Raw genomic sequence first — 13,220 nt, 5'->3', positions numbered from 1 at the left:
ATATTACAGGCTATGCGTTATACTTTTTTCTGGTCTTCAGGCATAACGGGATGGCGATGAAGAGACTCACCAATGAACTCAATGCGCTGGTTAATCGCGGCGTAGACCGGCATTTGCGCCTCGCGGTCACCGGGCTGAGCCGGAGCGGAAAAACCGCATTTATCACAGCGATGGTTAACCAGTTGCTGAATATTCATGCCGGGGCGCGACTGCCGCTACTCAGCGCAGTGCGTGAAGAGCGCCTGCTTGGGGTGAAACGCGTTCCGCAGCGCGATTTTGGTATTCCTCGCTTTACCTACGATGAAGGGCTGGCCCAGCTGTATGGCGATCCGCCGACGTGGCCGACACCCACCCGTGGCGTTAGCGAAATTCGCCTGGCGCTACGTTATAAATCCAATGACTCCCTGCTGCGCCACTTCAAAGAGACGTCGACGCTGTATCTGGAAATTGTTGATTATCCCGGCGAGTGGCTGCTCGACCTGCCGATGCTGGCGCAGGATTACCTGAGCTGGTCACGGCAGATGACCGGTCTGCTTACCGGGCAGCGGGCGGAATGGTCGGCGAAATGGCGACAGCTGACGCAAGGGCTGGATCCGCTGGCACCTGCCGATGAGAACCGCCTGGCCGACATTGCAGCGGCGTGGACGGACTATTTGCATCAGTGTAAACAGCAAGGACTGCATTTCATCCAGCCGGGACGGTTCGTTCTGCCTGGTGATATGGCCGGCGCGCCAGCGTTACAATTTTTCCCCTGGCCGGATGTGGACGCGTGGGGCGAATCAAAACTGGCTCAGGCAGACAAGCATACCAACGCCGGGATGCTGCGTGAGCGCTTTAACTATTACTGCGAAAAGGTGGTGAAGGGGTTCTATAAGAACCACTTTCTGCGTTTCGACCGCCAGATTGTGCTGGTGGATTGCCTGCAACCGCTCAACAGCGGGCCACAGGCGTTCAACGACATGCGTCTTGCGTTAACCCAACTGATGCAAAGTTTCCATTATGGTCAGCGTACGCTGTTCCGTCGGCTGTTCTCGCCGGTGATCGACAAACTGCTGTTTGCCGCCACCAAAGCGGATCATGTGACGATCGATCAGCACGCCAATATGGTGTCGCTGCTGCAACAGTTGATTCAGGATGCCTGGCAGAACGCTGCGTTTGAAGGGATCAGCATGGATTGTCTGGGGCTGGCTTCCGTCCAGGCAACCACCAGCGGGTTGATTGACGTTAACGGCGAAAAGATTCCGGCGCTGCGCGGAAATCGCTTAAGCGATGGCTCCCCGCTGACGGTCTACCCCGGTGAAGTGCCGGCGCGACTGCCGGGACAGGCGTTCTGGGACAGTCAGGGGTTTCAGTTTGAAGCGTTTCGACCGCAAAAAATGGACGTCGATAAGCCGCTGCCGCATATTCGTCTGGATGCCGCGCTGGAGTTTTTAATAGGAGATAAATTGCGATGAGCGAACCGATAAAACCGCGGATTGATTTCGCCGGTCCGCTTGAAGTCGAGCAGAACCCGGCCTTTAAAGCGCAACAAACGTTTAGCGAGACGCAGGCCCAGTCCTTTGCCCCGGCCACCGTTGATGAACCGCTGGAAGAAGAGGGGCAAGCCGAAGCGGTGATTGACGCAGCGCTACGCCCGAAGCGCAGTCTGTGGCGCAAGATGGTGATGGGTGGCCTGGCGCTGTTCGGCGTAAGCGTGGTTGGACAAGGTGTGCAGTGGACAATGAACGCCTGGCAAACCCAGGACTGGGTGGCGCTCGGGGGTTGCGCGGCTGGGGCGCTGATTATTGGGGCGGGGGTCGGATCGGTGGCAACCGAATGGCGACGTCTGTGGCGTTTGCGTCAGCGTGCTCACGAGCGCGATGAAGCGCGTGACCTGCTGCACAGTCACGGTGCCGGCAAAGGGCGTGCCTTCTGCGAGAAACTGGCGCAGCAGGCCGGAATCGACCAGTCGCATCCGGCGTTGCAGCGCTGGTATGCCTCGATTCATGAAACGCAAAACGACCGCGAAGTGGTTAGCCTGTACGCGCATCTGGTTCAACCGGTGCTGGATGCCCAGGCGCGGCGCGAAATCAGTCGTTCAGCGGCGGAGTCGACGCTGATGATCGCAGTCAGTCCGCTGGCACTGGTGGATATGGCATTTATTGCCTGGCGTAATTTGCGACTGATTAACCGCATCGCCACGTTGTACGGGATTGAGCTGGGCTATTACAGCCGTCTGCGTCTGTTCCGCCTGGTGTTGCTCAACATCGCTTTCGCCGGAGCCAGCGAACTGGTGCGGGAAGTGGGGATGGACTGGATGTCGCAGGATCTCGCGGCGCGCTTGTCGACCCGTGCTGCGCAGGGGATCGGCGCGGGGTTGTTAACCGCACGACTGGGGATCAAAGCGATGGAGCTTTGCCGCCCGTTGCCGTGGATGGATGATGACAAACCACGCCTGGGAGATTTCCGGCGTCAACTGATCGGGCAGCTCAAAGAGACGGTGCAGAAAAACGGCTCCCCGCGAGAAAAGTAATCTAATCGCAGGCGTTGACCGCGTAACTTTACGCCGAAACGCCTGTTTTTCCGTCATGCTGTCAATATTTGTTGACAGAATCCTTCCTGCTTCCCCATTCCTGGCTTATCATCTTATCTATAGCTCATTATTCAGGTGAAGGTCCCCCCATGCGTCTGGAAGTCTTTTGTGAAGACCGACTTGGTCTGACTCGCGAATTACTCGATTTACTGGTGCTACGCAGCATCGATTTGCGCGGTATCGAGATTGACCCCATCGGGCGAATCTACCTTAACTTTGCCGAACTGGAGTTCACTAACTTCAGCAGTTTGATGGCGGAAATTCGCCGCATTGCGGGCGTCACCGACGTACGCACCGTGCCGTGGATGCCGTCAGAGCGTGAGCATCTGGCGCTCAGCGCGCTGCTTGAGGCGTTGCCAGAACCGGTTTTGTCGCTGGATCTGAAAAGTAAAATTGAGATGGCGAACCCGGCAAGCTGCCAGCTGTTTGCGCTTAACCCGGAGCGGATGCGCAACCATACCGCGGCACAACTGATCAACGGTTTTAACTTCCAGCGCTGGCTGGAGGGCAATCCGCAGGCGTCCCATAACGAACATGTGGTGATCAACGGGCAGAATTTCCTGATGGAAATCACGCCGGTCTATCTGCAAGGGGAAACTGACGAAACCATGCTCACCGGTGCAGTGGTAATGCTGCGTTCAACTATCAGGATGGGGCGTCAGTTGCAGAATCTGGCAACTCAGGATGTCAGTGCTTTTAGCCAAATCATTGCCGTCAGCGGCAAAATGAAACATGTTGTCGAACAGGCACGCAAACTGGCGATGCTGAGTGCGCCCCTGTTGATTACCGGCGATACCGGCACCGGTAAAGATCTGTTTGCTCATGCCTGTCATCAGGCCAGCCCGCGCGCGGGCAAACCGTATCTGGCGCTCAACTGCGCGTCGATCCCTGAAGATGCGGTGGAAAGCGAACTGTTCGGTCATGCGCCAGAAGGGAAAAAAGGCTTCTTCGAGCAGGCGAACGGCGGTTCGGTGCTGCTTGATGAGATTGGTGAAATGTCGCCGCGCATGCAGACCAAGCTACTGCGGTTCCTCAATGACGGTACGTTCCGTCGAGTGGGGGAAGATCATGAGGTGCATGTCGATGTGCGCGTGATCTGCGCGACGCAAAAGAATCTCATTGAACTGGTGCAGAAAGGGCTGTTTCGCGAAGATCTCTATTATCGCCTGAACGTGTTGACGCTGAATCTGCCGCCGCTTCGCGATTGTCCACAGGACATCATGCCGCTGACCGAACTGTTTGTGGCGCGTTTCGCCGATGAGCAAGGCGTGCCGCGTCCTAAACTGGCTGCCGATCTCAGTACGGTATTGACCCGCTACGGCTGGCCTGGCAACGTGCGTCAACTGAAAAACGCCATCTACCGGGCACTGACGCAGCTTGAAGGTTACGAACTGCGACCTCAGGATATTTTGCTGCCTGACTACGATGCGACGACGGTTGCGGTAGGTGAAGATGCGATGGAAGGTTCGCTGGATGATATCACCAGCCGTTTTGAGCGTTCGGTGTTAACCCAGCTTTATCGCAGTTATCCCAGTACCCGCAAACTGGCGAAACGTCTGGGGGTTTCCCATACCGCGATTGCGAATAAGCTGCGTGAATATGGCCTGAATCAGAAGAAGGGCGAAGAGTAAAAAAATGCCTCCGCAATGGAGGCATTTTTGTATGACGGCTGCCTTACGCTTTCAGGACTTCCAGCGCAGCGGCATAGTCAGGTTCGTTAGTGATTTCATTCACCAGCTGGCTGAAGATGACATTGTCATTTTCATCCAGAACGACAACCGCACGAGCGGCCAGACCTTTCAGCGGACCTTCGGTGATTTCAACGCCGTAGTTTTTCAGGAATTCAGCGTTACGCAGCGTGGACAGCGTGATAACGTTGCTCAGACCTTCCGCGCCGCAGAAGCGGGACTGGGCAAACGGCAGATCGGCAGAAACACACAGCACCACGGTGTTGTCGATTTCGGTGGCCAGTTGGTTAAACTTACGTACCGATGCCGCGCAAACGCCGGTATCGATGCTCGGGAAAATGTTCAGCACTTTGCGTTTGCCAGCAAACTGGCTCAGTGCGACGTCAGACAGATCTTTTGCCACGAGGGTAAAAGGCTGCGCTTTGCTACCCGCTTGAGGAATGGAGTTGGCGACTGCAACCGGGTTGCCCTGGAAATGAACGGTTTGTGACATGGTTATCTTCCTGTTTACATATAGTTAACGTCACAGCTAGTTTATGCCAACAGCCGATAACACGGCAAACGCTATTTCGGTGAAGCGCACAAACCACCACGTCATTACTTAAGGAGAAAAAATGCGTTCTGTGAAGGTATACGAGGAAGCCTGGCCGTTACATACCCCTTTTGTGATTGCCCGTGGCAGCCGCAGTGAGGCGCGTGTCGTGGTGGTTGAACTGGAAGAAGAGGGCGTGAAAGGGATCGGTGAGTGCACGCCCTATCCGCGTTACGGGGAAAGCGATGCATCCGTGATGGCGCAGATCATGAGCATTGTCCCGCAACTGGAAAAGGGACTGACCCGGGAAGCATTGCAAAAACTGCTCCCGGCAGGCGCGGCACGCAACGCGGTTGACTGTGCGCTGTGGGATCTGCAGGCCCGCCAGCAGCAACAAACGCTGGCGGAAACCCTCAACGTGGCGCTGCCGGCGACAATCGCCACCGCACAGACCGTGGTGATTGGTACCCCGGAACAAATGGCGGCCAGCGCAGCGGCGCTGTGGGAAGCCGGAGCCCGACTGCTGAAGGTGAAACTGGACGATCGGCTGATCAGCGAACGTATGGTGGCGATTCGGTCGGCGGTACCGGAAGCGACCTTAATTGTCGATGCCAATGAGTCATGGCGGGCGGAAGGGCTGGCGGCGCGCTGCCAGCTGTTGGCCGATCTGGGTGTCGCGATGCTGGAACAACCGCTTCCGGCGCAGGATGACGCCGCGCTGGAAAATTTTATCCATCCGCTGCCGGTCTGCGCCGATGAGAGCTGCCATACCCGCAGCAGCCTGAAAGCGCTGCATGGGCGTTATGAAATGGTCAATATCAAACTGGACAAAACCGGCGGACTGACCGAGGCGCTGGCGCTGGCTACCGACGCCCGCGAACAAGGATTTTCCCTGATGCTGGGCTGCATGCTTTGCACGTCACGGGCCATTTCTGCCGCATTACCGCTGACGCCGCAGGTCAGCTTTGCCGATCTTGATGGTCCTACCTGGCTGGCGGTTGATGTGGAGCCCGCACTGCACTTTACGACCGGACAACTGCATCTTTAGGATGCCAGCGCAGAAGCGTGGACATCGCCTGGAGATATTTCTCGCTGGCCTCATCTGATGAGATCGGCGGGAATTCCGCAGTGATGCAGTGTAAATTCAGATCCGCACACCAACTGCCGAAAGAGCCGGGCGTTTCGTAACCTACGCTTGTCACCAGCGGTAGTTCAAACGCCTGCGCCAGCCATTCACCGAGCTCGCTGCTTTTGGGATCTTCAATACAGGCCAGTGGATCATGGAAAGAGACCACCCACGCGGGGTGAATGCGGTGAATGAGCTGACATAATGCCTGGGTCTCCGGTTCCGAACCCGGATGATCTCCCGTCAACAACACCACGTCACGCGTGTCTGCGGCGCTGTTCCAGCGATAAACCGTCTCTCCGGCTTTCCAGTTAGCCGACGGGAAATTGCGATTAAGATCGACGCCGTTAGCGTTCGCACGCAAACCGAGCTGACAGCCATCCGGGTTCACTGCGAGGATCACATGGTGGCGGCGCAGTGAAGGCGTCAGCGTGCGCAGTGCGCAGGAGAGCGTGACCACTGATGCGTTTTCGTCGCCGTGCGTTCCCGCGATAATCAAGCCACTGTCACGACTGGCAACGGCTGCCGGAAACCAGATCAGCGGTGCACCCAACAGTGAACGTCCATAATGTTCGGTTCCTGGCGGAAAGGCGCCGCGTTCGGCGCGAGGGCGGGTAACGGTCATAAGCGTCTCTGAATTCAGGGATTATTACTCGCAGTGTTGTGCAAATTGGGTCGATAATCAAATCGTTTTCGCATGGACAGATTTTTAGTCGTAATATCAATTTTCTGCAGGAAGATGTTTGCATTTCCTTCAGGCGAAACAAATAATTACGCCATCGTGAATAAGCCGGATTGAGGGGACTCTATGAAGCACGCTGTTTCAGTAACCTGTTGTGCGCTGTTGGTTAGCAGCATTTCTCTGTCATATGCTGCGGATGTTCCCAGCGGAACGGTACTGGCAGAGAAGCAGGAGCTGGTTCGCCATATAAAAGATGAACCGGCGACGCTTGATCCGGCTAAAGCGGTTGGCCTGCCGGAAATTCAGGTTATTCGCGATCTGTTTGAAGGACTGGTGAACCAGAACGAGAAGGGCGAAATCGTGCCTGGCGTCGCCACACAATGGAAAAGCAACGACAATCGAATCTGGACGTTTACGCTACGGGATAATGCATGCTGGTCAGATGGCACGCCGGTGACCGCCCAGGATTTTGTCTATAGCTGGCAGCGTCTGGTGGACCCGAAAACGCTGTCGCCCTTTGCGTGGTTTGCCGCGCTGGCAGGGGTTAATAACGCCCAGGCGATCATTGATGGCAAAGCGACGCCTGATAAGCTCGGCGTGACCGCCATTGATGCCCGAACCCTGAGAGTGCAACTGGATAAACCGCTGCCGTGGTTCGCCAATCTCACCGCCAGCTTTGCGTTCTATCCGGTGCAAAAAGCCAACGTGGCAAGCGGTAAAGACTGGACCAAACCGGGCAACCTGGTGGGTAACGGTGCCTACGTGTTGCAGGATCGCGTGGTGAATGAAAAGCTGGTGGTGGTGCCGAATACGCAGTACTGGGATAACGGTAAAACGGTGCTGCAAAAAGTGACTTTCCTGCCGATTAATCAGGAGTCCTCGGCCACCAAACGGTACCTGGCGGGGGATATTGATATCACCGAGTCCTTCCCGAAAAATATGTACCAGAAGCTGTTAAAGGACATTCCGGGGCAGGTCTATACGCCACCGCAGTTGGGGACCTATTACTACGCCTTTAACACGCAGAAAGGGCCAACGGCGGATTCCCGCGTGCGTCTGGCGCTGAGCATGACCATCGACCGTCGCATTATGGCGGAGAAAGTGTTGGGGACCGGGGAAAAACCGGCCTGGCATTTTACGCCGGACGTCACTGCCGGCTTTACGCCTGAACCGTCTCCGTTCGAGCAGATGAGTCAGGAAGAGCTGAATGCCCAGGCGAAAACGCTGTTGCGTGCGGCGGGATACGGTCCGCAGAAGCCGCTTAACCTGACGCTGTTGTACAACACCTCTGAGAACCACCAGAAAATCGCCATCGCGGTAGCTTCGATGTGGAAGAAAAACTTAGGTGTGGATGTAAAGCTGCAAAACCAGGAGTGGAAAACTTACATCGACAGCCGTAATACCGGGAACTTTGATGTGATTCGCGCTTCCTGGGTGGGGGATTACAACGAACCTTCCACTTTCCTGTCGCTGCTGACGTCGACGCACTCCGGCAATATTTCCCGTTTTAACGACCCGGCGTATGACAAAGTCATCACTCAGGCGACGATGGAAAACACTGATAAAGCGCGTAACGCGGACTACAATGCGGCGGAAAAAATCCTCATGGAGCAGGCGCCCATCGCGCCAATTTATCAGTACACCAACGGGCGCTTAATCAAGCCGTGGCTGAAAGGGTATCCGATCATGAACCCGGAAGATGTGGCCTACAGCCGGACCATGTACATCATCAAGCATTAACCATCTGTCAGCGGGCGCGGGAACGCGCCTGCTGATCACACTGTATAAATGCGAATATCATGTTCGCGAAACGCCTCGCAGTACTCCTTGCTGATATTCGCTTCAACCACAATGACATCGATCTCACCACTTTGGGCGACAACATAGCGAGCCACGGCCGGGATCTTGTCTGCCGTCAGCGCGACAATGGTCTCATTGCACTGCCGGAGCACTGCGCGCTTAAATTCACAATCGGCGTAATCAAACCCGGTCAGACCGGATTCCGGCGCCATCGCACAGCCGCCGATAAACCCCTGGTCGAATAACATCCCCTGAACCTGCGCGATCGCCGATGCGCCGACGCAACCACCCGAAGAGCGCTGCAGCTGACCGCCGAGCATGATGACGTCATACAGAGGCTTTTTTAACAGTACGGCAGCGATTTCCGGCGAGTTGGTCACCACGGTCAAAGAGAGTTCTGCCGGAAGCGCCTCCGCCATCGCCAGGTTGGTCGTGCCGGTGTCGATAAAAATACAGCTACCGGATTTGACCAGTCGTGCACATTTTTGCGCGATACTGCTCTTTTGATCTGGCTTCTTCGTTTTGCGGATCGAATAGTCACCCGCTTCCGGCAGCATCATTACCGCGCCGCCATACACTTTCTTGCAGATGCCTTCCTTGCTGAGTTCATGGAGATCGCGGCGAATCGTGTGCTCCGACACGTTCAGCCGGGAGGCGAGGTCACTGCATACCACGCGCCCATTCTCCTGCAGGATCTGCTGAATCAGGGCTTGTCGTTGTTCCGGGAAAGCTGCATAATCGAGCATAATAAATCCTGAAAACCATATCATCGAGCAATATAGCGCATGATCGGGCAAAACGGTCGGTGCTGTCAACATTCTGACGGGTTGAAACGAGGTGAAACATGAAAATCGCACATATGGCGCTATGGACCACGGAACTGGAGGCGCAGGCGCGCTTCTGGTCTGGCTTTTTTGGCGGAACGCTTAATGAGAAATACATCAGCAAGAACAATCCCGGATTCGAATCTTACTTTGTGCGCATCGGTGATGATATTGCGATTGAACTGATGACGAAACCCGCACTGCGAGCCCTGCGCCCGGATAACCAGACGACCGGGTGGGTGCATCTGGCGATCGCGGTTGGCAGTGCTAAAAAAGTGGATGCGCTGGCAAAAAAAGCGCAGGCGCAGGGGATTCTGGTTTCACCACCGCGTACGACCGGGGACGGTTATTATGAAGCGGTCATCAAAGACCCGGACGGGAATTTTATCGAAATTGTTGAGTGAACGGATAATAACGCATTATCTGAGTAAGGTGCCTCAGGTCAATATGTCCTGAGGCTATCACGTGTCGCGAATAGCGTTTTACTTTAACCCTGACTGCTATTATTGAGATAGAGTGTCTGGCTCGGGAAGGCGAAATCAGCGCCATGGCTCTGCACGATATCAATAATATTAAGATAAACCTGTTGCTGAACCGCTAACCACTCTTCCCAGACCGTTGTCCGGGTAAAACAATACACCATAATATTTAATGAAGAGTCACCAAAGCCGTTAAAATAGACCAGCAGCGTTTGTTGCTGATCGATATCGGCATGGGTTTGTAGCATTTGCCGAATGGCATTGACGATCGTACCCACTTTACTGGCATCTTCGTAACGTAACCCGACAACCGTGTTGATTCGACGGTTGCTCATCCGGCCGGGATTCTCTACGCTAATCGAGGAAAAGACAGAGTTAGGAACGTATAACGGACGATGATCAAAGGTGGTGATTTTGGTCATCCGCCAGCCAATTTCCGCCACGGTGCCTTCAATATTGCGATCCGGGGAACGCACCCAGTCGCCGATACTGAATGGGCGATCGAAATACAACATAATGCCGGAAAAGAAGTTGCTCAGGATATCTTTCCCTGCCATGCCCACGGCGATGCCGCCGATACCGCCAAAGGTGAGTAATCCCGACAGGCTCATGCCGAAGTGTTCACCATAAAGCAAAATAATGACGACAATGAGGGTGATTTTGATAATCCGCGATAAGATTCGCGCGCTGGTGACGTCTCGCCCTTTTTTAATTTGCGATTTTTCAAACTGATTAATCACCAGAAACAGTTTTATCGTCAAAATCAGGGCAATCAACGACGTACAAACAAAGTCGATAATACTGGATGAAACCGCGCTGATGTTATAATGAGTAATAACGGTATTAGCGATGCGTCCTAATGTACCGATCATCAGCGCATAAATAAGAAACTGAGCCGTATGGAAGACAAACCCTTTCTTGCGTTTATGTGCATGACGAAAGAAAACATTCATCAGGATTAAGCTAAAGACGCTACTTAAAATAACCGTCAGATTGAAGATGTTTTTGACGAACAGCTCTGCAAACATATTTATCCCCGGCTTTCCGCTGCCTCTGAAATGACAAGAAATAACCTGTATATTACTAATGGTACTCAGGATAAACATTCAAGTCATCAATAAAAAGGGGTAATAAATAGCGCTTTCAGCGATTTTACGCCAAGAAGCTTTCAATGTGACGGATTTATCGGGGGAACTGATGCAGACTTTTTCATAATGTCATGGTATTGTTGCGCCAAGGTAACAAAAATTTGGTAACAGAAGGACACTACGATGATAATGGAAAAGCTGAAGACGGCGAAGGGCAAAAAGTTTCTGCTCTGCCTGCTGGGTGTGTTTATTATTGCCGCATCGGTTGTCACGCGCGCCACGATCGGTGGGGTGATTGAACAGTACGATATTCCGCTTTCTGACTGGACGACGTCGATGTATGTCATTCAGTCATCAATGATTTTCGTCTATAGTCTGGTTTTCACCGTGCTGCTGGCCATCCCGTTGGGGATTTATTTCCTTGGCGGTGAGGACAAGCACTAAAAGAAAAGGCCCAAATAATTGGGCCTTTCGTTTTTTTACAACGCGTTAGTCGTCTTCTTCGTCGTCGAGTTCAACGGGCGTCTGATACTGGTCAGGTTTGATGACCAGCAGGTCACAACGCAGATGATCGATGACCTGTTCTGCCGTATTCCCCAGGAAGGCCGCGGAAATTCCCGTGCGGCCCACTGTACCCAGAACCACAATCCCCGCCTGCAAATGTTCCGCTAAATCGGGGATCACCTCTTCCGGTAATCCTTTCTCAACGTGTGTGACTTTCTCGTCGATACTGAATTTTTGCCGCAGCGCTTTCATTGCCAGCAGGTGCTGACCGCGAATCGCATCGTTGTAGACGCTGGGATCAAATTCCGGCAGTTCAATCGCGATATTGATCGGCGTGACAGGGTAGGCCCCGACCAGATGCACCTCAGTATGGTTAACCTGTTCGGCGAGTTGCAGCGTCTCTTTCACCAGTTTTTCATTCAGTGCATTGTGGTAGGGCTCTTCACTGGCGAGGTTCACCGCCACCAGCGCTTTGCCGCCTTCCGGCCAGGGCTGATCTTTCACCATCCATACCGGACTTGGACATTTACGCAGCAGATGCCAGTCGGTAGGAGTGAAGATCACGGCCTCCAGTCGGTCATGCTGATGCGCCATTTTCAGCACCAGATCGTGCCCGGCGCTGATCACTTCCTGAATAATGGCTTCAAAAGGACGGTTGTGCCAGACCACTTTAATGTCAACAGGAACGCCTGCTTCAATGTAGTATTTTGCTTGTTCGCGTATCCACGCCGTGCGTTGACTAATGACGCCCTGGCGCATTGCCGTACGCTCATCGGGCGACAGCAGGGTGGTCATCTCGTAGGAAAAGTCATAGATCGGCAAAAAGGCTTTAATTTTGCCACCAATCCGTTGATGCAAATAAACCGCACGCCGTAACGCAGGTTGATCGTCCTGATTCGGATCGATAACCACCAGCATGTTTTGATACATAGCCATACAGGGTCTCCTTACAACTGTCATCGCAGTTTGTAACTAAAAGAGTAACCCAAGAATGTGAATTGAAACAGGGAAGAACCTTCTGTCAGATCAATAAATCAGGAAAATTTAACGATTCGACAGAAGGGTTTCTGAAGGGTTGCGGAAAGATTAAGCAACGTTGCGGGTGTGTCCGGCGAGAACCGCCAGCGCATCACTGTTTTCGATAGTGATGTATTTCCCTTTCACCGCCAACATCCCGCTTTTCTGGAAACGACCCAACAGACGGCTGATCGTTTCAACGGTCAGGCCCAGGTAGTTACCGATATCGCCACGGGTCATGGTCAGACGGAATTCACGTGGAGAGAAGCCACGCTGCGCAAAGCGACGGGACAGGTTATAGATAAATGCTGCCAGACGCTCTTCCGCGTTTTTCTTCGACAGCAACAGGATCATATCCTGGTCACCTTTGATCTCACCACTCATCAGACGCATCATCTGCTGACGCAGATTCGGCATTTTGCCGGACAGATCATCAAGTGTCTCAAACGGGATTTCACAGACCATTGAGGTTTCCAGTGCCTGCGCAAAACTCGGATGATGACCGCTACCGATCGCGTCGAAACCGACCAGGTCGCCCGCGAGGTGGAAGCCGGTGATCTGCTCATCGCCTTGTTCAGTAATGGTATAGCTCTTGATCGTACCGGAACGAATGGCATAGAGCGATTTCAGCTCATCACCCGCTTTAAACAGCGTCTGGCCTTTCTGGATCGGCTTTTTACGCTCGATAATATTATCAAGCTGATCAAGCTCATGCTCGTTAAGTGTGAACGGGATGCAAAGCTGGCTGATACTGCAATCCTGGCAATGGATAGCACAACCGCCAGACTGAATGCGCCGTATAATTCGCTTTTCCGGGATCATAGGTCTGCTCAAGCCGTAATTGATATTTGTCAATTTTAACATCTTTTTGGTGAGCACGTAAGTCTGAGGTAACCCCAATAGCGGAT

General features: G+C 53.7%; 13 protein-coding genes. 7 read left to right on the top strand and 6 right to left on the bottom strand.

Annotated features, from left to right (window positions below; translation table 11 throughout):
- The first annotated feature begins 56 nt into the window (after window positions 1-56).
- The 3 genes from AL479_RS21860 to tyrR all read left to right on the top strand — a co-directional run bounded on the left by AL479_RS21860 (window position 57) and on the right by tyrR (window position 4,203).
- Entirely contained in the window at window positions 57-1,454 is a 1,398-nt protein-coding gene (locus AL479_RS21860) for a YcjX family protein (protein WP_061078042.1), read from the top strand.
- Window positions 1,451-2,512: a YcjF family protein gene (locus AL479_RS21855; protein WP_061077648.1), complete on the top strand. Its 1,062-nt coding sequence runs from the start codon at window positions 1,451-1,453 to the stop codon at window positions 2,510-2,512. The genes AL479_RS21860 and AL479_RS21855 overlap by 4 nt, the downstream gene beginning before the upstream one ends.
- A 149-nt stretch (window positions 2,513-2,661) precedes the next feature.
- Window positions 2,662-4,203 carry a transcriptional regulator TyrR gene (tyrR, locus tag AL479_RS21850; RefSeq protein WP_061077647.1) on the top strand — a complete coding sequence of 514 codons (1,542 nt, stop codon included), beginning with the start codon at window positions 2,662-2,664 and terminating at the stop codon, window positions 4,201-4,203.
- Window positions 4,204-4,246: 43 nt separating this feature from the next.
- Here the strand turns inward: tyrR and tpx are convergent, their stop codons facing one another.
- Window positions 4,247-4,753 (bottom strand): thiol peroxidase, encoded by a 507-nt coding sequence (gene tpx, locus AL479_RS21845; protein WP_043000571.1) that lies wholly within the window; start codon window positions 4,751-4,753, stop codon window positions 4,247-4,249.
- Between the two features lie 121 nt (window positions 4,754-4,874).
- Here tpx and ycjG point away from each other — a divergent pair, with 121 nt between their 5' ends.
- Window positions 4,875-5,840, top strand: coding sequence for an L-Ala-D/L-Glu epimerase (ycjG, locus tag AL479_RS21840; protein WP_061077646.1), 966 nt, complete (start codon window positions 4,875-4,877; stop codon window positions 5,838-5,840).
- Here ycjG and mpaA read toward each other — a convergent pair.
- Entirely contained in the window at window positions 5,815-6,543 is a 729-nt protein-coding gene (gene mpaA, locus AL479_RS21835; protein ID WP_061077645.1) for a murein tripeptide amidase MpaA, read from the bottom strand. The genes ycjG and mpaA overlap by 26 nt on opposite strands.
- 183 nt (window positions 6,544-6,726) lie before the next feature.
- Here mpaA and AL479_RS21830 point away from each other — a divergent pair, with 183 nt between their 5' ends.
- Window positions 6,727-8,340: a peptide ABC transporter substrate-binding protein gene (locus AL479_RS21830; RefSeq protein ID WP_061077644.1), complete on the top strand. Its 1,614-nt coding sequence runs from the start codon at window positions 6,727-6,729 to the stop codon at window positions 8,338-8,340.
- A 35-nt stretch (window positions 8,341-8,375) separates the two neighbouring features.
- On the opposite strand, the gene AL479_RS21825 is transcribed toward AL479_RS21830, so the two are convergent.
- Window positions 8,376-9,146: a DeoR/GlpR family DNA-binding transcription regulator gene (locus AL479_RS21825; RefSeq protein WP_061077643.1), complete on the bottom strand. Its 771-nt coding sequence runs from the start codon at window positions 9,144-9,146 to the stop codon at window positions 8,376-8,378.
- Window positions 9,147-9,244: 98 nt separating this feature from the next.
- Here AL479_RS21825 and AL479_RS21820 point away from each other — a divergent pair, with 98 nt between their 5' ends.
- Window positions 9,245-9,628, top strand: coding sequence for a VOC family protein (locus AL479_RS21820; protein WP_061077642.1), 384 nt, complete (start codon window positions 9,245-9,247; stop codon window positions 9,626-9,628).
- A gap of 83 nt (window positions 9,629-9,711) precedes the next feature.
- On the opposite strand, the gene AL479_RS21815 is transcribed toward AL479_RS21820, so the two are convergent.
- Window positions 9,712-10,731, bottom strand: coding sequence for a mechanosensitive ion channel family protein (locus tag AL479_RS21815; protein ID WP_061077641.1), 1,020 nt, complete (start codon window positions 10,729-10,731; stop codon window positions 9,712-9,714).
- A 243-nt stretch (window positions 10,732-10,974) separates the two neighbouring features.
- Between AL479_RS21815 and AL479_RS21810 the strand changes: the two genes are divergently transcribed.
- Complete coding sequence (locus tag AL479_RS21810; RefSeq protein WP_043001925.1) at window positions 10,975-11,235, top strand: DUF2534 family protein; 261 nt, start codon at window positions 10,975-10,977, stop codon at window positions 11,233-11,235.
- Window positions 11,236-11,280: 45 nt separating this feature from the next.
- On the opposite strand, the gene uspE is transcribed toward AL479_RS21810, so the two are convergent.
- Together uspE and fnr are read right to left on the bottom strand one after the other, a co-directional pair.
- Entirely contained in the window at window positions 11,281-12,231 is a 951-nt protein-coding gene (gene uspE, locus AL479_RS21805) for a universal stress protein UspE (RefSeq protein ID WP_061077640.1), read from the bottom strand.
- Window positions 12,232-12,381: 150 nt separating this feature from the next.
- The gene (gene fnr / locus AL479_RS21800) at window positions 12,382-13,134 is read right to left on the bottom strand and encodes a fumarate/nitrate reduction transcriptional regulator Fnr (protein ID WP_003020397.1); all 753 of its coding nucleotides are present in this window, start codon (window positions 13,132-13,134) and stop codon (window positions 12,382-12,384) included.
- Between the last annotated feature and the right edge of the window lie 86 nt (window positions 13,135-13,220).

This window comes from Citrobacter amalonaticus, from assembly GCF_001559075.2.
In the GTDB taxonomy this organism is placed as follows: Bacteria; Pseudomonadota; Gammaproteobacteria; order Enterobacterales; family Enterobacteriaceae; genus Citrobacter_A; species Citrobacter_A amalonaticus_F.
This window is presented reverse-complemented; position numbering and strand designations above follow the sequence as displayed.